This window comes from Alteromonas sp. ABH4_456 (assembly GCF_056160645.1).
In genome coordinates this window covers 348,482-372,797 of record NZ_JBSWXO010000004.1, presented here as the reverse complement: position 1 = coordinate 372,797, position 24,316 = coordinate 348,482, and the positions used below count along the sequence as shown (strand labels likewise).

The window sequence follows — 24,316 nt, the reverse complement described above, 5'->3', positions numbered from 1 at the left end:
AGGAATAATATGGAAACAGGTACGCTGATTTCTCTGGGCATTTATTTTGCGGCCATGCTCGGCATCGGACTTTTCTCTTACCGCCAGACTAATAGTGACGTGGAAGGTTACATGCTGGGCGGAAGACAATTGGGCCCGGCGGTAACCGCACTGTCTGCCGGTGCATCTGATATGAGCGGATGGATGCTGATGGGCCTGCCGGGCGCCATGTATGTTTCCGGGATTTCCGCAGGCTGGATTGCTCTTGGTCTCACCATTGGTGCTTTCGCAAACTATATACTTGTTGCCCCGCGCCTGCGCTTATACACAGAAATTGCTAACAACGCTGTTACCCTCCCCGACTATTTCGAAAACCGTTTCGCAGACAACTCCCGGTTGCTGCGTGTTATTGCCTCGGTGGTGATTGTCATATTCTTTACCCTTTATACGTCATCCGGCGTGGTTGCAGGGGGTAAACTGTTCGAATCATCCTTTGGTTTGAGCTATGAAACCGGACTGTATGTCACTACCGGTGTGGTTGTGGCTTATACCCTGTTCGGCGGCTTTATGGCAGTGAGTATCACTGACTTCGTCCAGGGCTGTATTATGTTTGTGTCTCTGGTGATGGTACCGGTAGTCGTCGTGATGCAGTTAGGCGGTCCGGGCGAAGCGGTAGATGCAGTTAAATCCATCGACCCGGCGTTATTTGACGCCTTTACCGATGCCAAAAGTGGTGAAGCACTTTCACTGATAGGTATTCTGTCACTGATGGCATGGGGTGTTGGTTACTTCGGACAGCCTCACATCATTGTGCGTTTCATGGCTATCCGTTCAGTCAAAGATGTGCCCACTGCCCGTAACATCGGTATGAGCTGGATGATCGTTTCCATCATCGGTGCGTTAATGACAGGCCTGTTCGGACTGGCTTACGTGACGCAAAACGGTAATAGCATCGATCCGGAAACCATATTCATCTATTTATCTCAGTTACTGTTCCATCCACTTGTGGGTGGTTTCCTGCTGGCAGCTATTCTTGCCGCCATCATGAGTACCATCTCATCACAGTTACTGGTGACATCCAGTTCCCTCACCAGCGATTTTTACAAAGCGTTCCTGAGACGTGATGCGTCAGATAAAGAGCTGGTACTTGCCGGACGGATTTCCGTTGTTATTGTCGCATTAGTGGCTATTTACCTGGCCTACGACCGTGACAGCACGATTCTCTCGCTGGTCAGTAATGCCTGGGCAGGTTTCGGCGCAGCATTCGGCCCGCTGGTACTGTTCAGCCTGTTTAAGCGTGATATGACCCGCCGTGCAGCACTGGGCGGAATGATTGTGGGCGCCGTCACTGTATTGCTCTGGATTTACCTGCCTTTCACCATTGACGGACAAAGTTTAAGCAGTTGGATGTATGAAATCGTACCGGGCTTTATTTTATCCAGCTTAACTATCATTGTGCTCAGTAAAAGCGGTTCCCCCCGGGAAGGTGTTACTGAGGTTTTCGACAGCTTTAATGAAAAGCTTCAGGCCTCAAAGCACGTCTAGCTTAAGCACGAATTACACCGTTAATACGCAACCAGAAAGCCGCTTTTTATAAGCGGCTTTTTGTTATGACAAATTCGTTTCAAGGTAATAAAACGGCTATTTCGTATAGCAAATCGGAATTACTACTTTGTGATCTAAATATGTTAGGGTTCTATATATATAATCGTTTAGCATATAACCTTAACTATCGGACTCGAAAATGACACTTGATATACCGTCTATTACCCATTTGAAACAACTCGAAGCCGAGAGCATCCACATTTTCCGCGAAGTTGCTGCGGAATTTGATAATCCGGTCATGTTATATTCTGTCGGAAAGGATTCCTCAGTGCTGTTACACCTTGCCCGCAAAGCCTTTGCGCCAGGCAAAATCCCCTTCCCTTTGCTACACGTTGATACCACGTGGAAATTCCACGAAATGATAGAGTTCCGTGACCAGCAAGCAGAAAAACATGGCTTTGATCTGTTAGTGCATATCAACCAGGAAGGTGTTGATGCCGGTGTTGGTCCGTTCAGCCACGGTAGTGCAAAGCACACAGACATCATGAAAACCGCTTCTTTGAAGCAGGCACTGAACAAGTATAAATTCGATGCTGCATTCGGTGGTGCCCGCCGTGATGAAGAAAAATCCCGTGCGAAAGAGCGTGTGTACTCATTCCGTGACAGCAACCACCGCTGGGATCCGAAAAACCAGCGTCCTGAGCTGTGGAACATCTACAACTCATCAGTAAACAAAGGCGAAAGCATCCGTGTATTCCCTATGTCTAACTGGACTGAGCTGGATATCTGGCAGTACATCTACCTGGAAAACATCGATATTCCTTCACTGTACCTGGCGAAACCTCGCCCGGTTGTAGAGCGCGATGGCGTGTTGATTATGGTTGATGACGACCGTATGCCGCTGGAAGAAGGTGAAACGCCAGAAATGCGTTCAGTACGTTTCCGTACCTTAGGCTGTTATCCGCTGACCGGTGCTGTTGAGTCTACTGCAGCGACCCTGCCTGAAGTTATCCAGGAAATGCTGCTGACCAAGACTTCTGAGCGTCAGGGCCGTGTTATCGATCACGACAGCTCCGGTTCTATGGAGAAGAAGAAAATGGAAGGATACTTCTGATGTCGACGGATATCGTATGGCATAAGTACGAGGTCAATAAAAAGACCCGTGCCGAAAGCCTTGGTCAGACGCCTCGTGTACTGTGGCTGACAGGCTTCAGCGGTTCCGGCAAATCCACCATTTCGAATCTGCTGGAACAAAAATTCCAGGAACAGGGCAAACACACTTATTTGCTGGATGGCGATAATGTACGCCACGGTTTATGTGGCGATTTGGGCTTCAGCGATGAAGACCGCGTTGAAAACATCCGCCGTGTCAGTGAAGTGGCTAAATTGTTTGTCGATTCCGGTGTGATTGTACTCACCGCATTTATCTCGCCATTTCAGGCTGACCGCGACTATTGCCGCGATCTGCTTGAAGAAGGTGAGTTTGTGGAAGTGTTTATCGATACCCCGCTGGACGTATGTGAATCACGGGATCCAAAAGGGCTTTACAAGAAAGCCCGTGCAGGTGAAATCAAACATTTCACCGGAATCTCTTCCACGTATGAAGCACCGGTGAACCCGGAGATCCACCTGACGTATAAAGACGAACCGGCAGAACAAACTGCGGAACGTTTGTACGCCATGCTTGAAGAAAAAGGACTTGTGTAATGGCATTACCTGATCCATTAGCAGAAAAAATTCTCGCCATCAGCAAACAAGCTGGTGACAAAATCATGGAAATCTATGAAAAAGATTTCGCTATTTATGAAAAAGAAGATACCAGCCCGCTGACAGAAGCTGACCTTGCCGCACACAACGTTATTATTGCCGGTTTGGAAGCGGTATCTCACCTGCCTATCCTGTCTGAAGAATCTGCAGATATCCCCTGGGACGAACGTCGTGGCTGGGATAAATACTGGCTGGTCGATCCGCTGGATGGCACCAAGGAATTCATCAAGAAGAATGGTGAATTTACCGTCAATATCGCCCTTATCGAAAACGGTAAGCCTGTGATGGGTGTGGTTTACGCCCCGGCCCTGAAACGTTCTTACATTGGTATCGACGGGCAAGGCGCGTGGATTGAAGACGAAGGCGGTTTTGCTCCGATTTCTGCGAAGAAACACACAGACGGTGAAGTCTGGAAAGTGGTAGGCAGTCGCTCTCATCAGAGTCCTGAAATCCAGAAGTTACTGGAAGATTTGGGCGGTGAAGCGGAACTGGTTGCTATGGGCAGTTCGTTAAAACTGTGTCTGGTCGCTTCTGGCGAAGCCCACCTGTATCCGCGTTTAGGTCCGACATCTGAATGGGATACCGGCGCAGCCCACGCGGTTGCCACTGCAGCGGGAGCAAAAGTCACCGTGCTGGATGGCTCAAATCCGCTGGCAAAAGACGCCCCTGACCTGACTTATAACCAGAAAGAATCTGTGTTGAACCCCTATTTCTTAGTGAGCGCATAAGCAATGAATGTAGATAACGAATTATTGAAAGAAGACGTCCTGGGCTACCTTGAACAGCACGAACAGAAAGACCTGCTGCGCTTTCTTACCTGCGGTAGCGTAGACGACGGTAAAAGTACCCTGATCGGCCGCCTGCTGCATGACTCAAAAATGATTTATGAAGATCAGCTGGCAGCAATTACTAAAGACAGTAAGAAAAGCGGTACCACCGGTGACAAGGTTGACCTGGCACTGCTGGTAGACGGTCTGCAGTCTGAGCGTGAGCAAGGTATCACCATCGACGTAGCCTACCGCTACTTCTCCACCGACAAGCGTAAGTTCATCATCGCGGATACGCCGGGACACGAACAGTACACCCGTAACATGGTTACCGGTGCGTCTACCTGTGATCTGGCCATCCTGATGGTTGATGCACGCGCCGGAGTGAAAACCCAGACCCGTCGTCACTCGTTCCTGGCCAGCCTGTTAGGTATCAAGCACGTTATCGTTGCTGTGAACAAAATGGACCTGATGGACTTCAGTGAAAAAGTATTTGAAGACATCAAAGCTGACTTCCTGAAGTTCTCGGAAAATCTGAATATCCCTGATATCCAGTTTATTCCGCTGTCAGCCCTTGAGGGTGACAACGTGGTAAACCGCAGCGAACAGTCGCCCTGGTATACTGGCAAACCTCTCATGGAAATGCTGGAAACCATTGAAATCGGTAACGATGACAACAAAAACGACTTCCGCTTCCCGGTTCAGTATGTAAATCGCCCTAACCTGGACTTCCGCGGCTTCGCAGGTACCGTGGTATCTGGTCAGGTTGCGCCTGGCGATGAAATCACTGCACTGCCTTCAATGAAAACGTCTAAAGTTAAGTCAGTAGTGACTTTCGAGGGCGATCAGGAACGTGCTTACGTACCGCAGGCGGTTACCCTGACACTGGAAGATGAGATCGATATCTCACGCGGCGATATGATTGTTAAGTCTGACAACGTGCCACTGCTGTCCAGCCAGTTTAAATCTCACCTGGTATGGATGGCTGAAGAGCCGATGATGCCGCATAAGCAGTATCTGTTTAAGTTTGCGACTAAGTCGACTTCAGGCTCTGTGTCAGAAGTAGAATATCAGATTGATGTAAACACCATGGAACACAAGCCGGGTGCCCATCTCAACCTGAACGAAATTGGCGTGGTTGACCTGAAATTCACTCAGCCAGTGGCCTGTGACAATTACGACCGCAACCGTGCAACCGGTGCTTTCATCGTGATTGACCGTCTGACTAATGGCACCGTAGGTGCAGGTATGATCATCGACCAGTTGGCCGAAGACAAGCAACACAAAGCGCCTGAGTTCTCTGCTTTTGAGCTGGAATTCAACGAATTGGTTCGCAAGCACTTCCCACACTGGAACGCGATCGACATCAGTAAACTGTAACGAGCCGGAACGGTTTATATGGATGTCAACCAATTGATGGTGCTGGGGGTTTTCTTCAGCACCATTTTTGCACTAGTTGCGTCGAATATGCGTCCTTCCACCATTTTCGCGGTGGCGATGCTTATTTTACTTGTATCCCAACAAATCACCTTCGATGAGATCCTCAATAACTTAACCAATAAAGGCCTGATCACACTGGTCCTTTTACTGCTGGTCAGCAGTGCTATTGATAAAACAGCATTGATTAAGCAAATAGGACGTAAGCTCATCACGCCCAGTTTTACTGTTTCCTACTGGCGGTTGTTCGGTCTGTCGTTTTTCTCGTCAGCCCTGCTTAACAACACCGCGATTGTGGCCAGCCTGATCGGGCCGGTAAAACAAAACCAGTATCATCCGGCATCGCGCCTGCTAATTCCGTTGTCTTACTCGGCCATTTTAGGTGGCACAGTCACGCTGATTGGTACGTCAACGAACCTGATCGTAGACTCATTTTTGCAGGAACACGGCCATCCGGGTTTCGCATTCTGGGATTTTACACTCTATGGTCTGGCTGCCGGATTAAGCTGTGGCTTCCTGATGTTTGTGTTGTCGACCTTATTGCCGGACATTGCCAATAAGAAAACCGACTACCGCGCTTACATTGTGGAAGCAGAAGTGGAGCCGGGCTCTGAGTTGATTGGCAAAACCGTCGAGGAAAACCATCTGCGGAACCTGCCTGAGCTTTTTCTGGTGGAAATTGTGCGGGACGGACAACTTATCAGCCCCGTGTCACCGGAACTTATTATCCATCAGGGTGATAAGCTGATTTTCTCCGGCAATGTACAGAAGCTGGACAGCTTAAGCCACATTAAAGGCTTAACCATGTTCGCTGAAGCTGACGGCATACTGCGGGAAAACCTCACAGAAGTGATCATCTCTAACCGTGCGCAGATTATCGGACAAACGATTAAAGCACTGGGTTTCAGGGCCTTGTTTGATGCCGCCGTTGTGGCTATTCGCCGTGATGGTGAGCAGCTTTCCGGTAAACTGGGGGAAATTAAGCTGCAAGCCGGTGATTTCCTGTTACTGGCAACCGGTCCTGATTTCCAGACCAGACAGAACCTGTCGAAGAATTTCTTCATTCTGTCTGAGCAGAAAATATCCAGACCACTCACCAACTGGCAGGAATGGATCACTATGGGTGGTTTCTTACTGGTGGTGGCTTTGTCAGCAACGGATACATTAAACCTTGGTATCGGATTACTGTTCTTTGCTGCCATACTGGTAGGTGCGAAAGTCACCAGTAACGGAGAGATAAAACGTAATCTGCCACTGAATCTGATTGTGGTCATTGTCGGTGCCCTCAGTCTGGCCAGTGCGTTGGAAAATGCCGGGGTTATCAGTTTGAGTACTGATTTTCTGATGCCGTATCTTTCTGATACAAACTGGTTCGTCGCCCTGTGTACAGTTTATCTGGCTACCCTGGTGTTAACAGAGTTTGTGACCAACAATGCTGCGGCAGCCCTGATGTTCCCCTTCGCCTATGGCGTTGCCGGACTTATCGGTGCCCCGTTGATGCCATTCGCCCTTGCTGTTGCATTTGCTGCCAGTGCGAGCTTTATTTCGCCCTACGGTTACCAGACTAACCTGCTGGTATTTAATGCGGCGAATTATCGTTTCTCACATTTCATCAAAATCGGACTACCCATTTCCATCACATACAGCACCATTGTGCTGGTGTTATTGAACATGACGTATTTCTGATAACGGTTGAATAGCAAAAAGCCCCGTTCACCATGGTGAACGGGGCTTTTTAATGCCGGTAACAATTTACCTGATTATCTGAACAACACTTTTTCTTTGTTGAACCAGTAAACACAAAAACCGATAAGCGCCGCTGCAATGAGTGCGGTGGAACCGAAAATGGCTATCAGCTGCACATAATCCATTGTGCCTTTAATAAGCTCTTTTATCGCCAGCGCCACATTCGTTAGCGGAACCCATGCCCAGCCACCTTTCAACTCGACACCGGGTAACATTGCCATGATCACCGGCACGATGGTAAACATCACCAGCGGTGTCATATAGCCCTGCGCTTCTTTGAAGCTTCTGGCATAAATAGACAAACTTAAAAGAATGGATGAGAAAATTGCCACCACCGGTATGAGCATGAAGAAAATCAGTAAAAAATCTGTGCCGCTGATGGCCCCCATAAATTCAGCCACCAGTTGTATGGCCATGCCCTGACTCAGCACAATGCCCCATACAGCCATACTTGCTACCGTGACCATGGCTGAGGTCACCCCGGCAAGGGCAATGGCAAAAAATTTCCCCATCACCAGATGATGGCGGGGTACAGGCGATATGAGTAGTGTTTCCAGGGTACCTCTTTCTTTTTCCCCGGCGCCTAAATCTGTTGCCGGTATCATGGCGCCTTGCAGACACAACATAAAAATAATATAGGGAATAAAACCACCAATCTTCTCACCCCAGTTTTCCCGCTGGTCAGCGACATCTACTTTTTCAATGACCATGGGCTCAATGAGCGCTGTCTGCTGACTTTCGATGAGACCCAGTTGCGCAAAAGCAGCCTGCTGATTGCGTTCTGAAATTTCGTTTACGATAGCCTGCAGGCGTGAGAGGACTAAATTGAGACCTGCATCATTTAAGTAAACCTTAAGGGTAATCTGTCCGCCGGAGAGAATATCGTCATTATAGTTTTCCGGGATCACAAGCACGAAATCAGCCTGTTCATTCTTAACCCAGCTTTCTATGTTTTCGTTTTCCGGTAACGCTACCAGATTAAAGTCTTTTGACTCCGCAATTTTTGATACCAGTTCGGGCGCGTATTCTGCACCACTGATGGCATAGTCAAGCACTTCAGACTGAGCATCTGATATAGCCTTTGAAGAAACAAATGTTACCACCCCGAAAATAGCAGGAAACACCAGCAGAGGCAGAGCAATCATGAAAAACAGTGTTTTTCTGTCCCGTACTAACTCTTTAATTTCTTTTAAAAATACCAACCACATATTACGCCTCCGTCCCTAAAGCCGATAAAAATGCACTGCTCATTGAACCCGGCGACAGCGCTCTGAAAGTGGCAATATCATCGTTAAATACCGTACGTCCATGATTGACGATGGTCACACGGTCACACAGTTCCGAAACTTCCTCTAAGTGATGGGTGGAGAAAATCACCGGGATCCCCTGCTCTTTCAAACCGCGGATAAAGTTCAGTACTGTCTGCGCGGCCATGATATCCAATCCCGTGGTGGGTTCATCCAGAATGACCACTTCGGGACTATGGATAACCGCCCGGGCAATTGCCGTTTTTTGTTTCATACCGGTAGAAAAATTCTCACACCGTCGATCCAGGAAACTGTGCAAATCCAGCAAATCGGCCAGCGACTGAATTCTTTCTTCAATACGGGTTTTCGACATATTGTGAAGCTGGCCGAAATAGGCAATGTTCTCTCTGCCGGTAAGACGACCATACAGGCCGGTTGAGCCGGATAAAAAACCGATTTTCTGGCGTGCCAGCACCGGCTTTTTAAGTACATCAACACCATTAATGGTGATGCTTCCTGTATCGGGCTTCAGCGCTGTCGATAGCATACGTAATGTGGTGGTTTTTCCGGCACCGTTAGGCCCGAGTAGCCCGAGTACTTCACCGGAAGCACAATTTAGCGAAACATCCTGCACAGAATGGAAAAATTTCCCTTTCAGCCGGGGATCCTTTTTCTCCTGTTCACTCAATTTTTTCGGGTTTTCGATGGTGAATTTTTTCGCCAGCTGACTGATTTCAATCATCGCGTTTCCTTTGTTGATATTATTAATTCCGTTATCTGTTTACCGGAAGAGAAGTAAACCTAGTCTACTTTGAATCAACTTTATTACACTCTTCAAGCAAAAAAATGCGACAGAATATTTCTGTACAGGGTCAGTATACAAAGGCAGCATTTTTCTCTAAGGTAACAAAGAAAGTTCCCTGTGCCAGCATTGTTAATTAAGGAAAAAATGGCATCTGTACGCAAATCAAGGAGTAATTATGCAGGAAATATCTAATCCCTTTCAGGCCATCAGCGAGACTTTCTTTCGCCCTAACGGCGTTTTCAGAAAGCTGGCTACCACTGACAACTGGTCATGGGTTCCGTTTTTCATCTTAATGAGTATGAGCCTTGTTCCGGTTTATCTGTATTTCCAGACCATTGATTTCGACTGGTACAGAAACTTTATTGCAGACATGCAACTGGGCGACGTGAGTCCGGCAGAAAAAGAGGCGTTTACAGAACGGATGACTCAGGGATTCGTAATGTGGAGCACGATTATCAGCGTATTTCTTGGCGTCATAATCCTGAATGCCATCTATGCCGGATACCTCACATTTATGGCCCGCAATGATGAAAAATCAGTGCAGGGTTTTACCGACTGGTACGGAATGACATGGTGGACCGCACTTCCCTCTCTGCTTACCAGTTTTGCGGCACTGCTGGTTCTGGTGATGGCCAGCACTCACGAAATAGACCCGGCCAGTCTCAGCCCGCTTACCTTTACATGGATATTTGGACTGACACCGGACTCAGCGTTTTACAATATCGGTCAATTCCGGTTCGATATGCTATGGTCAATTTATCTTACCGCGGTGGCAATTGGTCAGTGGACAAGTTTCAGCAACAAAAAAGCCTGGATGGTTGCAGCCGCCCCTGTCACCATCATTTACGGAATCTGGCTGGTTTTCGTATTGCTTTAACCTTGTACTGGCGGATTGAAAGCACAGCAGTGACTTTTAAACCCGCCGGACAGTACTAAATCAGTGGCATCTGCAACTGCTTTTTAGAGGATACAGCCCGAAAATAATCCGTATTAGCGTAGAACTGCCGGTCCTGCACCGGGTACCAGCCGGGCACTCCCAGTAACGGTAAAGGATGAAGCATGCCTTTACTCTGAAAGACATCACAGGAAGCGATTTTCTGCTCCATTGCGCAATCCGTCTCCCTGCATTGTTGTTCGAATGACATAGAAGCAAATCCCCGGGGGACTGTGACCGCCATCCATTTACCCGTCAGGCCGGTAAACGGGTTCAATAACATTTCGAGATTGGCATGGCCGAATATCACCGGAAACAATAACTGACCCCATTTGTCTCTGTGTTCAACCAGAACCTGTTGCCAGTTATGCATCGCCAGTGCATTGAGTAAAGGTTCAGCCTGAGCCTTCATATCGTCCGGTACAGCAATTACAACACCACATTCATCAAAATGGGTAATACGATTTCTTGCCGGTGTACGGGGGCTTACGCCGAAACGACTGATATCCTGCATATGCAGATTATTCAGACATCGCTTCGTTAGTGGAAACTGCAACCAGATCAATGCATTGAATAGATCATGCCAGCTGTTTTCCCTCGTGGGCACGACATTATCTTCAAAGATGATCTGTTCATAATAACGTTGTTCAGAAAGCGCAAAAGAAGACTGCCCTTTAAATTCAGGACCCGGCCAGTTCACAGGGTGATGCCGGCGGACAACGTCATTTAAAACAGCCGCTGACGGAAATTCTGTTTCAACGTCAAGGCCGGTGCGGGTTAACAGCTCACGGACAGAAAAAGCAAGATTGGAACGATTTATGGCAGATGACCAACTCTCTGCGGTGGAATTCATAAGCGATGTATTGGTTCGGTGTGTTTGATTCTCTATACTGGGACGTTATTGTAGAGCAAACAGAGACTAACAATGAAAAAAATTCTTTTGCCATTTATGGTACCGGCGCTGGTCGGTCTTTCTGCAGCAGGACTTTCTGCCTGCAGCAGTGATCAACCCGCACCGGCGGATACCGCGCAGGCTGGCAGCACAGCCAATTTTGACAGCGTATACGCAGGGATCACTGCTGAAGACATCAGTGGACCGTTGCAAACACTGGCCTCTGATGAATTTGAAGGCCGTCTTCCCACCACACCGGGTGAACAGAAAACACTGGACTTTCTGGTTTCAGAATTCAAAGCCGCCGGGCTAGCACCGGGTAACGGTGACAGCTATCTGCAACCTGTGGATTTAATGGAAATCACTGCCGATCCCGACATGACGATGACCATTGGTGATAACACGTTCCGTTATAAAGAAGACATGGTTGCCGGTTCTAAACGGGAACAATCAGTCATCGATCTAAAAGATTCCGAACTCGTCTTCGTCGGCTATGGCGTTAATGCACCGGAATATGACTGGAATGACTATGAAGGTCTGGATGTAGAAGGCAAAACTGTCGTGATTCTGGTGAATGACCCGGGTTTCGAAAATCCTCAGTCCGGTAAGTTCCAGGGCACGACCATGACCTACTACGGCCGCTGGAGTTACAAATATGAAGAAGCCAGCCGTCAGGGTGCTGCCGGTGCGATTATTGTGCATGAAACAGCACCAGCTTCTTACGGCTGGTCAGTGGTTGCCAATAGCTGGAGTGGCCCTCAATACGGCCTGGTATCTCAGGATGGCGGCGCCAGCCGGGTTGCTGTAGAAGGCTGGCTCACACTGGATGCGGCAAAGAAAGTCTTTGCCGACGCAGGCCTGGATTTCGATGCTGAGAAAAAGGCAGCATTGCAGGGGCCCTATCACAAAGACATGGGCTTAACCGCCTCTGTGACAGTGAAGAACACCTTTCAAAAATCTGTCAGCCATAACGTGATTGCCACCCTTCCGGGTGCAAAAAAGCCTGATGAACACGTCATTTACACTGCTCACTGGGATCACCTGGGTAAAGATGAAAGCCTGAAAGGTGATCAGATTTACAATGGTGCCCATGACAATGCCACCGGTTCAGCAGCCGCCATTGTGATGGCAAAAGCATTCGGTGAACTGACGCCCCGCCCTGCCCGCTCAGTAACGTTTCTGATCGTGACGGCTGAAGAGCAAGGACTGCTGGGTTCAAAATACTATGCTGATCATCCTGTTATCCCGCTGGAGAAAACCGTTGCAAACATCAACATGGACGCCATGAACGTGTTGGGTAAAACGAAAAATGTCAGTGTTGTCGGTATGGGTAAATCAGAAATGGAAACCTATCTGGAAAAAGCAGCAACCCGTCAGGGCCGTTATCTGACACAGGAAGACCGTCCGGAAGCCGGCTCTTACTACCGTTCTGATCACTTCAGCTTCGCCAAGAAAGGCGTACCGGCTCTGTACGCAGAAGGCGGAGACGAACCCTGGGATGCTGAAACGGCTACCTACCGCAAACGCATGAATGTCATCGTAACCGGTTGTTATCACCAGGTTTGTGATGAATTCCGCAAGGAGTGGGATTTATCAGGCATCGCCCAGGATACGCAAATGCTGTTTGAAGTGGGTACAGATGTGGCCAATGCTGACAGCTGGCCGAAATGGAATGCTGCCAGCGAATTCCAGCGCTAAGCACTTACGCAAACAGGCTGCCTCCGGGCAGCCTGTTGCTTTTTTAGTCATCCGTTTTGCAACATCTCTTTCAATATTCCGCGAAAACCGCCACTACCGGCCCTGAATAACGGATAATTTGAGTTTCCGGCAAGTTATTCCTTGCTTTTTTCTCTCATACTGGCACATTCAACAGACGCGGAGTTTGCACCCTTCAAAAACAATAAAGTCTCACCCGCGGCCGCGTTAAGCGACCCGACAGAATAAACAATCCTTTTTTTCAACAAGTGACAAGAGAGAACCCGTTTTATGTGTGGTATTTTCGGTATCCTTGATATCAAAACCGATGTGTCTGAACTCAGAACCCAAGCGCTGGATTATACAAAGTTGCTGCGTCACCGCGGCCCTGACTGGTCGGGTATCTGGAATAATGACAATACCATCCTGTGCCATGAACGGTTGGCCATCGTCGATGTAGACACTGGTGCACAGCCGCTCATCAGCCAGGATAATAATAAGATCCTGGCCGTTAACGGTGAGATCTATAACCACAAGCAACTCGCCAAAGATCTGGCAACGCCTTATGATTTCAAAACCCGCTCGGACTGCGAAGTAATCCTTCCTTTGTACGAGCAGAAAGGCATTGAGTTTATCGATGAGCTTGAAGGCATGTTTGCTTTTATCCTCTACGACGAGTCTCAGGATGCGTATCTGATTGCCCGTGACCACATCGGCATTATCCCGCTGTATACCGGTTACGACGAACATGGCAACTTCTATGTTGCGTCAGAAATGAAAGCGCTGGCGCCTATCTGTAAAACCATCAGTGAATTCCCTCCGGGTCATTACTTGTGGAGCAAAACCGGCGAGCTGACTAAGTACTACAAGCGCGACTGGATGAGCTACGATGCAGTAAAAGATAACGAAACGAATCTGGACGACCTGAAAGTGGCTTTTGAAAAAGCCGTTAAGTCGCACATGATGTCTGACGTACCTTACGCAGTGCTGCTGTCCGGTGGTCTGGATTCATCGCTGGTTTCTGCCGTTGCAGCCCAGTATGTTGCCAAGCGTGTTGAAGACGAAGACAAGTCTGACGCCTGGTGGCCACGCCTGCACAGCTTCGCCGTTGGCCTTGAAGGTGCACCGGACTTAAAAGCAGCTAAACAGGTTGCTGATATGATTGGGACTGTTCACCACGAAATCCACTTCACGATTCAGGAAGGTCTGGATGCGATTCGTGACGTTATCTATCATCTGGAAACCTACGATACCACCACCATCCGTGCGGCAACGCCGATGTACCTGATGACCCGTAAGATCAAAGCCATGGGTATCAAAATGGTATTGTCCGGTGAAGGCTCTGACGAAATTTTCGGTGGCTATCTGTACTTCCATAAAGCGCCAAACGCAAAAGAACTGCACGAAGAAACGGTACGTAAACTGGATCGTCTGCACATGTTCGATTGTGCCCGCGCCAACAAAGCGACCAGCGCCTGGGGTGTTGAAGCCCGTGTACCGTTCCTCGACAAGAACTTCATGGACGTAGCAATGCGCCTGAACCCGCAGGACAAAATGTGTGTTGATGGCCGTATGGAGAAATGGATCCTGCGTAAAGCTTTCGACGACGGTAAAACACTGCCACCAGAAGTACTGTGGCGTCAGAAAGAACAGTTCGGTGACGGTGTAGGTTACTCCTGGATAGACTCTATCCGTGACTTCGTAGAAACAGAAGTGTCTGATCAGCAACTGGCGACAGCAGAATTTCGCTTCCCGGTGAACACACCTGATACCAAAGAAGGTTATTACTACCGCACTATCTTTGAAGGCTACTTCCCGCAGGAAAGCGCTGCACGCTGTGTTCCGGGTGGTAAGTCCATCGCCTGTAGTACCGTTGAGGCGCTGGAATGGGATGCAAGCTTCAAGAACAATGCTGACCCTTCAGGTCGTTCGATGAAAGACGTGCACTCAGGCAAAAGCCACTGATTCATGAGTTAAAAATGCAAAAGCCCGGTGAATCCGGGCTTTTTTGTATCAGCTTGATAACAAATTCTGTTTAAAGCCGGCGCGTTGACTGCCAGATTCACCAGATTTCAGGGATTCTCTTCCGTAGCATCGATGGTGGCATCAATACTGGCGGGCTTATACCACAGGGCATCGTTTTGCACAGGTGTCAGAGGTGGTAAAAGCGGATTATCCAGCTCTATCGTGGTGCGCTTCTCGAGCTCCAGTGCGTTCAACGTATCTTCATAGGTAGACAAAAACAAAGCGTCGAAAGAACCATCTTCAATTGCCATCTGCAGACCCGTCTCGATAAGCCGTGCCAGTGTGGTATTGCCTTTATTTACGAAAAAATACAACGCCGTGGGATAGTAAATCGCTGTATTGTTTTCCAGTACGATGTCTGAAGACAAATTCCCCTTATCAAGCTCATTCAGCGCTTCCATCACTGAACGGGGGAAGAAGTCAGCCTTGTTCGTTTCCAGTACTTCCGCTGCATCACCATATGCCGGCACAGTGAACACGTTAAACCCGCTCGCCTGCAAAATTTTGGTATCCGGCCACTCTTCACCGGAAATAGGCACAAGTTTCAGCAACGCAGATTTGCTCAGCGCTTGTGGAAAGCGGCTGCGGTTCATTTCATTGATCAGAAATACGCGCCAGCCAATCAGCCCTTTCGCCAGCGGGATGCGCACTGGTAACAGGTCTTTTTCACGCTGGGCATCTGTCATACTCCAGACGACGTTCACTTCGCGGTTTTCCCGCAGCTGACGCAGTGCTTTCCCTTGCAGCATGATCCGGTCTGACGGCAGTAAACTGTATTTTACGCCTGTCTTTTCCAGCGCCAGGGTAAGTAAAGCCAGCGGATATTCAGTGCGCAAATCACGCTCATCTATGGGCCGCGGATAGGTTATCGACCATAGTGCAGCATGCACATTCGCACTTAAGAGCAGAAGAACCGGAAACAACCATTTTCCCATCGTTAAAATCCTTAGTGTCGTGCCTGAACAGACAGCATAAATCTATTCAATGCCGATATATTTATGTGTTTGTAACGATAAGCGCCAGTTTCGCGCGATACAGGTGGCGATAGCAAGATCCGTCGCACGTTGCTGCTGACTGATGGGCTGCAGACAAATATGCGCCGGTAATTTTCCGTCCAGCCGTGCCAGCAGACCATCCAGCTCATCAATATGCTTTTGCATAGCCACAGGATGCTTAATTTCATCCGCCCGCTCAAGCGCCTGAGTCAGCACCGGCATTCCGCCTTTCATGTCGACTTTAGGCGATACCGTAACCCAGGTATCTTCATGACACAGTACCTCAAAGGTACCACTGGTTTCTATTTGCGTAGTGTAACCCCGCGCATGCAGCAGTGAGGTGAGCGGACGCAGATCATACATACACGGCTCACCGCCGGTGATCACGATGTGTTTGGCCTGATATCCGTTTTCTTTAAATAAGGTCAGTAACGCTTCATCTTCAATACTGAACCACGCTTCACTCTCCTGAGTTTTCGACAGGACTTCATCTGATGTTGTCAAAAACGCCTCGTCCAGCGTCCATGTATGTTTGGTATCACACCAGGGACAACCCACCGGACACCCTTGTAAACGCACAAACACTGACGGAACGCCGGTTTTTACGCCTTCGCCCTGAATCGTTTCGAACATTTCATTAATTTTAAGACGGGTGTGATGCAATGTGGTGTACCTGTTGTTGATTCGGCTTGGGATTTTACCAAGAATCACATAAAATTCTGGCATCTTTTCGCGAAAAAAACGAACTTATGTCTGAAAAAGTCATTGTTATCTATTCCGGCGGTATGGATTCTTTCACCGTACTGCATAAAGCCATTGCTGACGGGAAAAAACCTTATGCCCTGTCTTTTAACTACGGTCAGCGGCATAAAAAAGAACTCGATTACGCCGCAGCCGTGTGTAATGAGCTGAATGTGCCTCATAAAGTGGTGGATATTTCTGCCATCAATTCACTGGTCGGCGGCTCGGCACTGACTGACGACATTGATGTGCCGGAAGGACATTATGAAGAGCCGTCAATGAAAACCACCGTGGTGCCGAACAGAAATATGATCCTGTTGTCACTGGCAGTAGGTTATGCGGTCAGCGAGAATGCCACCAAAGTTTATTACGGTGCTCACTCCGGTGATCACGCTATTTATCCGGACTGCCGCCCTGAATTCGTTGAGAAAATGAATGACGTGTGTGCCATTGCGAATTATGAAGCGGTTGAAATTGTCACCCCTTATCTCAAAGTGAGCAAAACGGCCATACTCACCGATGGTCTTAAAATGGGACTGGATTACGGTAAAACGTGGACCTGCTATAACGGCAGAGAGCATGCCTGCGGTGGTTGCGGTGCTTGTCAGGAGCGTCTGGAAGCGTTTCGTGATAACGGTGCTGTGGACCCTCTCACCTATGAGTAATGTTGTCCTGAAATGAAAGAAGAAGGCCCCGCAATATTGCGGGGCCTTTTCAATTCAATCTGACCGGCATGATGCCTGTTACTTCTGACTTTCTGAAATAAAGTAAGTCAGTTCTTTGATACAGTGTCGCAGTACCGGGTTCAGGCGGGTATTTTTCCCGTTCATCACAAACAGCTCGTGGTCAAAGTTAAACAGACTGCCTTTGGCAATAGGCACCAGTCCTAAACTTGCGCCCTGCTCTTTAGCAATATAGTCAGGCAGCAGACCAATGTATTCACCGGTCATAATGGCAGAAAGCGCCGCCTCGAAGGAATCGGAGAACGTCTGAATAGCCAGACGCTGATCATCTTCAATATAATTGGCAGATGACAGACCGGAAATCCCGATAGCCGGATACTCACCAATTTTTACGTCTTCCGGCAGTGACACATCGCGGAATTTTGCCAGTGGATGCGTCGGTGAACAGTACAGGCGGCCTTTGCAGGAAATACCAACCGGATGGAACGTTACAGATTCGGGTTTCACCATGTCGTAAGTAGAAATCACCAGGTGACACTCACCGGATAACGCAACGTGCTCTACTTCGTTGTAAAGACGGGTCTGAATATTGACATGGATATCATCAAATTTCTTCATGGTGCTCTTAACAGCCTTACTGACTGCAAGATGCATGGAAAGCGGCAGGCCTGCCATCATTACCAGGGTAATGTGACCGGAGTAATCGTCGTGAAGCGATTTCAAGTTAAAAACAAAGTTATCGAATGCATTGAAGATTCGTTTGGTTTCCTGGAAAACCACTTCACCTTCTTTTGTCATTTGAAAACCGCCACGGCCCCGGTGACACAGCACCAGATCCAGACGTTCTTCTAACTTTTTAATCGCAGCACTGATATTAGGGCGTTGCATACGTAACACCGGCTCAGCGGCAGTAAATCCATTACAACTCGCAACCGCATAAAACACCCGTAACAGCTTAATATCTGATTCTTGTAAACGATTCAACATGGCGCAATCCGTGAAATTATAGGTATAGTTATAAATACTTTAGAATCATAATAGGTAACTGTTTGCCCGATTACAACGGCAAATTGCAAGTTTATTCACCGGAATTAACGATTTAATTAAACTGAAACAAAAAAAGCACCCCGAAGGACGCTTGAGATATCTGACAAACCCCTTAAGACACGGCGACGACCTGCTTACGTAATGTTTCGATGTCATCACGCACTGACGCGGCTTTTTCAAATTCAAGCTCACGGGCGAACTCAAACATTTTCTTCTCAAGATCAGCAATTTGCGCCATAAGTTCCGTGGCACTGGCAGCCTGCATTTCTTTTTTCTTCTCGGCAACTTTACGCAGTTTCACTTTGCCGGAAGCAGGATGGGCACTGTCACCTAAGTCCATAATGTCCGTAATGGGTTTGTTTAACCGTTGAGGCACTACACCGTTGGCCTTATTGTGGGCTTCCTGTTTCTCCCTGCGCCGGTTAGTTTCATCAATAGCCTTTTTCATCGACTTGGTGATCACATCTGCGTACATGATGGCGCGGCCATTAACGTGACGGGCTGCACGGCCAATGGTCTGGATCAGTGAACGCTCAGCGCGGAGGAAGCCTTCTTTATCCGCATCAAGAATCGCAACCAGCGACACTTCGGGCATATCCAGACCTTCCCTGAGCAGGTTAATGCCCACCAGCACATCGAACTTACCCAGACGGAGATCACGGATAATTTCAATACGTTCAACGGTATCAATATCGGAATGCAAATAACGCACTTTCACGCCATGTTCATTCAGATATTCACTTAAATCTTCGGCCATGCGCTTGGTCAGCGTAGTAATTAACACCCGCTCGTCTACGACAACCCTTTTCTGGATTTCAGACAGCACATCATCAACCTGCGTCGCCACCGGACGCACTTCAATTTCAGGGTCGAGCAAGCCGGTGGGACGTACCACCTGCTCCACAATTTCGCCGTCAGATTTTTTCAGCTCATATTCACCCGGCGTCGCGGAAACATATATCGTCTGGGGAGAGATCTGCTCGAACTCCTCAAACTTCAGAGGCCGGTTATCCAGTGCAGATGGTAACCGGAAGCCGTATTCCACCAGAGTTTCTTTCCGCGACCGGTCGCCTTTGTACATCGCCCCGATTTGCGACACAGTAACGTGTGATTCATCAATAAACATCAGGCCGTCAGCAGGAAAGTAATCCAGTAGTGTCGGGGGCGGTTCACCCGGCGCTCTGCCGGAGAGATAACGTGAGTAGTTCTCAATGCCCGAGCAATAGCCCAACTCCAGCATCATTTCGATATCAAACTGGGTGCGCTGGGAAATGCGCTGGTCTTCAAGTAGTTTGTTGCTCTCCTGCAACTGCGCCTTGCGATCTTTCAGTTCAACTTTAATCTCTTCAATGGCTGCCAGAATCTTTTCTCTGGGTGTGACATAGTGGGTTTTAGGAAAGACCGTGGCACGGATCACCGATTTATCCACCGCACCGGTCAACGGGTCAAACAGGCTGATTTTATCAATCTCACTGTCGAACAATTCTACCCGCACGGCCTGCTTCTCTGAATCCGCAGGGAAAATATCAATCACATCTCCGCGCACTCGGAATGTGCCCCGCTCAAAGGCCAGGTCATTACGCTTGTATTGCAGTTCGGCAAGACGGCGCAGAATATCCCGCTGATCCATAGTATCGCCCTGGCGCAAATGCAACAGCATTTTCATGTAGGACTCAGGATCACCCAAACCATAGATGGCAGACACACTGGCCACGATAACAACATCGCGCCGCTCCATCAGTGCCTTTGTCGCTGACAACCGCATTTGTTCAATGTGGTCGTTGATTGACGCATCTTTCTCAATAAAAGTATCGGTACTGGGTACGTACGCTTCCGGCTGATAATAGTCGTAGTAGGAAACGAAATATTCCACCGCATTGTTCGGAAAGAACTCTTTCATTTCACCATAAAGCTGGGCCGCCAGGGTTTTATTGTGCGCCATGATCAGTGTCGGACGCTGCACCTGCTTAATAATGTTCGCCATGGTGAAGGTCTTACCGGAGCCGGTAACCCCCAGCAATGTCTGACTGGCAAGACCGCTTTCCAGCCCGTCAACCAGAGCTTCTATGGCTTTTGGCTGATCCCCTGCCGGTTGATATTTGGATTCCAGTTCGAAGCCTTTACTCATTGTGCTACTTCTTCTCCCGGTTGCCGGCGATGCTCAGACAGCGCCCGATTAAAATAAATATAAGAGATGGTCGCCATACACAAATTGGCAATGACGACGCCCCAGAACAATCCTTTCAAACCAAAGAACAAACTTGCCACATAGGATACAGGTACGTAAAAAACGAACAGCCGGATGACACTCAGGATCAACGCTGCCATTGGCTTGTGCATGGCATTCAATGACGAATTCGTTAAAATCACAATACCTTGCATCCCATAGCCCAGCGGGACTATCATCAGGAACAGATGAATGAGCCAGGCCACTTCAGCTTCCTCAGCAAACATTTGGGCTATCCAGCCGGAAAGCAACCACATGAGAGCGAACACGACAAGTTGCCAGCCAATCACAAATTTCACAGTTAACCGGTAAGCTTCTTCAACCCGTTGATACAAACCGGCCCCCACATTTTGCGAAATGATGGGAGGCAGGGTCATAGACAATGCCAGAATAACGATAGACGCAATGGACTCAAGCCGGTTCCCGACTCCCCATGCTGCCACGGCCTCTGCACCATAATTCGCCACTACTGCGGTCATCACACCACCGGCGACAGGTGTGAGCATATTCGCCCCTGCAGCCGGCAGACCGATTTTCAGGATGGGCGCACAGCTTCTGCGCAGCTCAGTAATGGTCAATAAACGGGGGACCATCAGGTTTCGTTTCACTGCCAGCAACCAGATGATATAACTGGCTCCCGCCACCCAGGCGAGAAACGTCGCCAGTGCCGCTCCCTGAATCCCCATCGCCGGTACCGGTCCCCAGCCAAAAATAAAAATGGGATCAAGGGCTGCATTCAATGCGCCGCCAACCGCCATAATAATACTGGGAGTGCGCGTATCACCACATGCCCGCAGCACACTGTTTCCCACCATGGGTAGCGCCAGAAACACACTTGATAAATACCACAACGTCATATAGTCATGAATGTAGGGCATCAAGGTTTCACTGGCGTTCAGTGCTTTGAATATCGGGTCAATCAAAAAATAACCTGCAACGGCAAGCAAACCCACCATCACGAAAGACAAAGTTATCGAGCTGGTTGCATACTCCCGGGACTCAGAATAACTCCCGCTACCCTGCAACTTACCGATAATGGCTGACGTACCAATCCCGAGGCCGATATTTAAACTAATAACCGTAAAGGTAACCGGAAACGTAAAACTGATTGCTGCCAGAGGTTCAGTGCCCAGTAAACTGACGAAGAACGTATCAACAAGGCCAAAGCTCATCATCATAACCATACCCATGATCATCGGTACGGTCATTCGCTTTAATATAGTAGCTACATTACCTTGCGTTAAACTGGAAGCGCGCGTGTTATTTTTTGATTCGGTCACGTCGGTCTCTTAACTGATTCGCCATGAAGTGACGATGGGAAATAAAACAGGCTTAGTCTACTTGAGTGACTGCCCGGTTGCACGACTATCCGCCACGGCTAACCCCCGTATTATCCTTTATTCTTTTTTAAGAAATATTTTTATTTTTTTATTTGACAGATTTTGGTTTATCGCCTTGTCAGTCACTAAGCCGTCAAAAGTTTGTCTTTTATAAATGAAAAACACCCATGATTTTCCACAATTTTAAATGACAGTGGGATGACAGCTATTTGACAGCTTGTGTCATATAACCGGCGTGGGAAAACCCTTTTAATCCCTGTGCGGATCCGGCGAACTATGTTAATTATCCGTTAACACTAAAAAAGATCGTCAAAATCCTGTTGCCTTATTAACCGCTGTTAGCGAATTAACACACAAGTGTGTTAATGTGTGACCAATGCAGATCATATTATCCACTGGGCACGATCAAACAATATAAATAGTTGAATTTAATAAACAAACCAAACAAACTCACTCCGTCACATCAACGAATCAAACTGATTTATTGCTGCAAATTCCAACGATCCCCCCACCTATCAACATAGTTATCCACAGATTTAGTGGATAAGTGCGTAAAGGCCAGTATTCACGTGTATTTTCCGGGATCCCGTCGATTTTTTTGTAAGTGAAGACTAACCTTATGATTGGCTGATGCACGTTACCGTTACATTAATAACTGTACTTTAATACAGTAGTCAAAGCCTTTTTAATACCCTTTAAATTACTCTGCTAACTTTTTAGTTATAAGCTTTGTTTGTGTTTATTCGATTTCAGGCATAGTCAAAAATCTGACTTATTTTTCAACAACCTGTCTGTACCTGGTGTAAACAAGAGTATTTTTTAAGCGCTTTGAGCAATTTTTGTCTCGAACATCAGAAAAAAGCTATTTTTTGAGCGAACGGAATAAAAACCTTAAAACGTTTGTTGACAGTGACAACATACGTCATTAATATTCGCCTCCGTTGAAAGCCGGTCCCCCTTAGCTCAGTTGGTTAGAGCGACGGACTGTTAATCCGCAGGTCCCCCGTTCGAGTCGGGGAGGGGGAGCCAACTTTCGACAAATCCGGTTCCCCCTTAGCTCAGTTGGTTAGAGCGACGGACTGTTAATCCGCAGGTCCCCCGTTCGAGTCGGGGAGGGGGAGCCACTCTTATTTCCCCTCTTTGTTTCATCGCAGAAATTCATTTCTTTAAATTATTCTCATTTGTATTAAGTTGTTAATCGCGCGACAAAAAGCGATAATACGCAACGAGACAGACACTGCTGTTTTTTTAATTTTCTAATGTCCAATATGCGTTCACTGCTTTTACTATGACAGATTTTTTGTTACTCCTTGTGGGTACAGTACTCGTTAACAATTTCGTGCTGGTTAAGTTTCTGGGTTTATGCCCCTTTATGGGCGTGTCCGGCAAACTTGAAACGGCCATTGGCATGGCCATGGCGACATCCTTTGTTTTAACACTGGCATCTGTCACCAGTTATCTGGTCGAGACCTGGCTGCTTGTGCCCCTGGGCATCGGTTATCTGCGTACACTGGCATTCATCCTGGTTATTGCCGTCGTGGTTCAGTTCACAGAAATGGTCGTGCATAAGACCAGCCCGACCTTATACCGGCTACTCGGAATATTTCTGCCTCTTATCACTACCAACTGCGCGGTATTGGGTGTTGCCCTGCTAAACCTGACAGAGCAACATAATCTCATTGAGAGCCTGATTTACGGCTTCGGTGCTTCTGTTGGTTTTTCTCTTGTGCTTATTTTATTCGCTGCAATGCGTGAACGTCTGGCCGCGGCAGATGTTCCGGTGGCTTTTAAAGGCGCTTCTATTGCCATGGTTACCGCCGGCCTTATGTCGCTGGCATTTATGGGTTTCAGCGGTCTGGTGAAATTATAATGACGATATCAGTAGCACTTATCGCCATCGGCGTGCTTGCGGTCGCATTCGGCCTGCTTTTAGGCTATGCCAGCATCCGCTTTAAAGTTGAAGCCGATCCACTGGTTGAACAAATCGATGAAATCTTACCGCAAACACAATGTGGTCAGTGTGGCTATCCGGGTTGCCGCCCCTATGCAGAAGCGATTGCAAACGGTGATGACATTAATAAATGTCCGCCGGGCGGCGAGTCCACGATTAAAAAACTTGCCGACCTGACCGGCAAAGAAGCCAAACCCCTCGATTCAGCCCACGGTGAAGAGGATGTGAAAAAAGTCGCCTTCATCCGCGAAGATGAATGTATCGGCTGTACCAAATGTATTCAGGCATGTCCGGTAGATGCCATTCTGGGCGCTGCAAAACATATGCACACTGTGCTGACTCAGGAATGTACGGGCTGTGATCTCTGCGTGGACCCCTGCCCTGTTGACTGTATCGACATGGTGCCCGTTGAAACCACAACGGCGTCATGGAAATGGGATTTTGATAAAACGCCCAAAGGCGATATTCCAATTAAGATGGTGTCGTAATCGTG

Annotated in this window: 20 protein-coding genes and 2 tRNA genes; 14 read left to right on the top strand and 8 right to left on the bottom strand. The window is 48.1% G+C overall.

From position 1 onward, the window contains the following. The first annotated feature begins 9 nt into the window (after positions 1–9). The 6 genes from putP (at position 10) to ACXAG2_RS09130 (ending at position 7,181) form a co-directional block, all read left to right on the top strand. On the top strand, positions 10–1,524 hold the full coding sequence (gene putP, locus ACXAG2_RS09155) for a sodium/proline symporter PutP (protein WP_474866148.1): 1,515 nt from the start codon (positions 10–12) through the stop codon (positions 1,522–1,524). A gap of 199 nt (positions 1,525–1,723) precedes the next feature. Beyond that, positions 1,724–2,638: a sulfate adenylyltransferase subunit CysD gene (gene cysD / locus ACXAG2_RS09150; protein ID WP_119500758.1), complete on the top strand. Its 915-nt coding sequence runs from the start codon at positions 1,724–1,726 to the stop codon at positions 2,636–2,638. After that, entirely contained in the window at positions 2,638–3,231 is a 594-nt protein-coding gene (gene cysC, locus ACXAG2_RS09145) for an adenylyl-sulfate kinase (RefSeq protein WP_474866145.1), read from the top strand. Before cysD ends, cysC begins: the two co-directional genes overlap by 1 nt. Continuing rightward, on the top strand, positions 3,231–4,019 hold the full coding sequence (gene cysQ, locus ACXAG2_RS09140) for a 3'(2'),5'-bisphosphate nucleotidase CysQ (RefSeq protein ID WP_474866143.1): 789 nt from the start codon (positions 3,231–3,233) through the stop codon (positions 4,017–4,019). Before cysC ends, cysQ begins: the two co-directional genes overlap by 1 nt. A gap of 3 nt (positions 4,020–4,022) precedes the next feature. After that, a complete protein-coding gene (gene cysN, locus ACXAG2_RS09135) occupies positions 4,023–5,438 on the top strand; it encodes a sulfate adenylyltransferase subunit CysN (protein WP_474866141.1) in 1,416 nt (471 codons plus the stop codon). Between the two features lie 18 nt (positions 5,439–5,456). After that, positions 5,457–7,181 (top strand): SLC13 family permease, encoded by a 1,725-nt coding sequence (locus ACXAG2_RS09130; RefSeq protein WP_349585380.1) that lies wholly within the window; start codon positions 5,457–5,459, stop codon positions 7,179–7,181. Between the two features lie 74 nt (positions 7,182–7,255). Here the strand turns inward: ACXAG2_RS09130 and ACXAG2_RS09125 are convergent, their stop codons facing one another. Both ACXAG2_RS09125 and ACXAG2_RS09120 read right to left on the bottom strand, forming a co-directional pair. Continuing rightward, positions 7,256–8,449, bottom strand: a complete 1,194-nt coding sequence (locus tag ACXAG2_RS09125; protein ID WP_474866139.1) for an ABC transporter permease — start codon at positions 8,447–8,449, stop codon at positions 7,256–7,258. A gap of 1 nt (position 8,450) precedes the next feature. Next, a complete protein-coding gene (locus tag ACXAG2_RS09120; protein ID WP_303575030.1) occupies positions 8,451–9,230 on the bottom strand; it encodes an ABC transporter ATP-binding protein in 780 nt (259 codons plus the stop codon). 238 nt (positions 9,231–9,468) lie between these two features. Here ACXAG2_RS09120 and ACXAG2_RS09115 point away from each other — a divergent pair, with 238 nt between their 5' ends. Beyond that, positions 9,469–10,170 (top strand): YIP1 family protein, encoded by a 702-nt coding sequence (locus tag ACXAG2_RS09115; protein WP_474866137.1) that lies wholly within the window; start codon positions 9,469–9,471, stop codon positions 10,168–10,170. Between the two features lie 55 nt (positions 10,171–10,225). Here ACXAG2_RS09115 and ACXAG2_RS09110 read toward each other — a convergent pair whose 3' ends face one another. Next, positions 10,226–11,080 carry a DUF3025 domain-containing protein gene (locus ACXAG2_RS09110; protein WP_474844753.1) on the bottom strand — a complete coding sequence of 285 codons (855 nt, stop codon included), beginning with the start codon at positions 11,078–11,080 and terminating at the stop codon, positions 10,226–10,228. Between the two features lie 72 nt (positions 11,081–11,152). On the opposite strand from ACXAG2_RS09110, the gene ACXAG2_RS09105 reads away from it, so the two are divergent. Both ACXAG2_RS09105 and asnB read left to right on the top strand, forming a co-directional pair. Further along, positions 11,153–12,817 (top strand): M28 family metallopeptidase, encoded by a 1,665-nt coding sequence (locus tag ACXAG2_RS09105; RefSeq protein ID WP_474866135.1) that lies wholly within the window; start codon positions 11,153–11,155, stop codon positions 12,815–12,817. Between the two features lie 288 nt (positions 12,818–13,105). Further along, positions 13,106–14,779 (top strand): asparagine synthase B, encoded by a 1,674-nt coding sequence (gene asnB, locus ACXAG2_RS09100; RefSeq protein WP_119500748.1) that lies wholly within the window; start codon positions 13,106–13,108, stop codon positions 14,777–14,779. Between the two features lie 107 nt (positions 14,780–14,886). Here asnB and ACXAG2_RS09095 read toward each other — a convergent pair whose 3' ends face one another. Beyond that, positions 14,887–15,774 (bottom strand): type 2 periplasmic-binding domain-containing protein, encoded by an 888-nt coding sequence (locus ACXAG2_RS09095; RefSeq protein WP_474866133.1) that lies wholly within the window; start codon positions 15,772–15,774, stop codon positions 14,887–14,889. A 42-nt stretch (positions 15,775–15,816) separates the two neighbouring features. Then, complete coding sequence (queE, locus tag ACXAG2_RS09090) at positions 15,817–16,467, bottom strand: 7-carboxy-7-deazaguanine synthase QueE (RefSeq protein WP_474866239.1); 651 nt, start codon at positions 16,465–16,467, stop codon at positions 15,817–15,819. Between the two features lie 116 nt (positions 16,468–16,583). Here queE and queC point away from each other — a divergent pair, with 116 nt between their 5' ends. Continuing rightward, entirely contained in the window at positions 16,584–17,240 is a 657-nt protein-coding gene (queC, locus tag ACXAG2_RS09085; RefSeq protein WP_474844750.1) for a 7-cyano-7-deazaguanine synthase QueC, read from the top strand. Between the two features lie 78 nt (positions 17,241–17,318). Here the strand turns inward: queC and ACXAG2_RS09080 are convergent, their stop codons facing one another. From ACXAG2_RS09080 to ACXAG2_RS09070, 3 genes are all read right to left on the bottom strand, one after another. Continuing rightward, on the bottom strand, positions 17,319–18,245 hold the full coding sequence (locus tag ACXAG2_RS09080; protein WP_474844749.1) for a LysR family transcriptional regulator: 927 nt from the start codon (positions 18,243–18,245) through the stop codon (positions 17,319–17,321). Positions 18,246–18,417: 172 nt separating this feature from the next. Continuing rightward, positions 18,418–20,433: an excinuclease ABC subunit UvrB gene (gene uvrB, locus ACXAG2_RS09075; RefSeq protein WP_474866130.1), complete on the bottom strand. Its 2,016-nt coding sequence runs from the start codon at positions 20,431–20,433 to the stop codon at positions 18,418–18,420. After that, on the bottom strand, positions 20,430–21,812 hold the full coding sequence (locus tag ACXAG2_RS09070) for an MATE family efflux transporter (RefSeq protein ID WP_474866127.1): 1,383 nt from the start codon (positions 21,810–21,812) through the stop codon (positions 20,430–20,432). Before ACXAG2_RS09070 ends, uvrB begins: the two co-directional genes overlap by 4 nt. 1,012 nt (positions 21,813–22,824) lie before the next feature. On the opposite strand from ACXAG2_RS09070, the gene ACXAG2_RS09065 reads away from it, so the two are divergent. From ACXAG2_RS09065 to rsxB, 4 genes are all read left to right on the top strand, one after another. Beyond that, a tRNA-Asn gene (locus ACXAG2_RS09065) sits at positions 22,825–22,901 on the top strand. Positions 22,902–22,919: 18 nt separating this feature from the next. After that, positions 22,920–22,996 (top strand) — tRNA-Asn (locus ACXAG2_RS09060). Between the two features lie 164 nt (positions 22,997–23,160). Then, positions 23,161–23,742 carry an electron transport complex subunit RsxA gene (rsxA, locus tag ACXAG2_RS09055; protein ID WP_119500689.1) on the top strand — a complete coding sequence of 194 codons (582 nt, stop codon included), beginning with the start codon at positions 23,161–23,163 and terminating at the stop codon, positions 23,740–23,742. Beyond that, positions 23,742–24,311, top strand: coding sequence for an electron transport complex subunit RsxB (gene rsxB, locus ACXAG2_RS09050; RefSeq protein ID WP_119500688.1), 570 nt, complete (start codon positions 23,742–23,744; stop codon positions 24,309–24,311). Before rsxA ends, rsxB begins: the two co-directional genes overlap by 1 nt. Positions 24,312–24,316: the final 5 nt, after the last annotated feature.

Coding starts and splice junctions, on each gene's coding strand:
- putP (WP_474866148.1), top strand. CDS start 10: ATGGAAACAGGTACGCTGATTTCTCTGGGCATTTATTTTGCGGCCATG.
- cysD (WP_119500758.1), top strand. CDS start 1,724: ATGACACTTGATATACCGTCTATTACCCATTTGAAACAACTCGAAGCC.
- cysC (WP_474866145.1), top strand. CDS start 2,638: ATGTCGACGGATATCGTATGGCATAAGTACGAGGTCAATAAAAAGACC.
- cysQ (WP_474866143.1), top strand. CDS start 3,231: ATGGCATTACCTGATCCATTAGCAGAAAAAATTCTCGCCATCAGCAAA.
- cysN (WP_474866141.1), top strand. CDS start 4,023: ATGAATGTAGATAACGAATTATTGAAAGAAGACGTCCTGGGCTACCTT.
- ACXAG2_RS09130 (WP_349585380.1), top strand. CDS start 5,457: ATGGATGTCAACCAATTGATGGTGCTGGGGGTTTTCTTCAGCACCATT.
- ACXAG2_RS09125 (WP_474866139.1), bottom strand. CDS start 8,449: ATGTGGTTGGTATTTTTAAAAGAAATTAAAGAGTTAGTACGGGACAGA.
- ACXAG2_RS09120 (WP_303575030.1), bottom strand. CDS start 9,230: ATGATTGAAATCAGTCAGCTGGCGAAAAAATTCACCATCGAAAACCCG.
- ACXAG2_RS09115 (WP_474866137.1), top strand. CDS start 9,469: ATGCAGGAAATATCTAATCCCTTTCAGGCCATCAGCGAGACTTTCTTT.
- ACXAG2_RS09110 (WP_474844753.1), bottom strand. CDS start 11,080: ATGAATTCCACCGCAGAGAGTTGGTCATCTGCCATAAATCGTTCCAAT.
- ACXAG2_RS09105 (WP_474866135.1), top strand. CDS start 11,153: ATGAAAAAAATTCTTTTGCCATTTATGGTACCGGCGCTGGTCGGTCTT.
- asnB (WP_119500748.1), top strand. CDS start 13,106: ATGTGTGGTATTTTCGGTATCCTTGATATCAAAACCGATGTGTCTGAA.
- ACXAG2_RS09095 (WP_474866133.1), bottom strand. CDS start 15,774: ATGGGAAAATGGTTGTTTCCGGTTCTTCTGCTCTTAAGTGCGAATGTG.
- queE (WP_474866239.1), bottom strand. CDS start 16,467: ATGTTCGAAACGATTCAGGGCGAAGGCGTAAAAACCGGCGTTCCGTCA.
- queC (WP_474844750.1), top strand. CDS start 16,584: ATGTCTGAAAAAGTCATTGTTATCTATTCCGGCGGTATGGATTCTTTC.
- ACXAG2_RS09080 (WP_474844749.1), bottom strand. CDS start 18,245: ATGTTGAATCGTTTACAAGAATCAGATATTAAGCTGTTACGGGTGTTT.
- uvrB (WP_474866130.1), bottom strand. CDS start 20,433: ATGAGTAAAGGCTTCGAACTGGAATCCAAATATCAACCGGCAGGGGAT.
- rsxA (WP_119500689.1), top strand. CDS start 23,161: ATGACAGATTTTTTGTTACTCCTTGTGGGTACAGTACTCGTTAACAAT.
- rsxB (WP_119500688.1), top strand. CDS start 23,742: ATGACGATATCAGTAGCACTTATCGCCATCGGCGTGCTTGCGGTCGCA.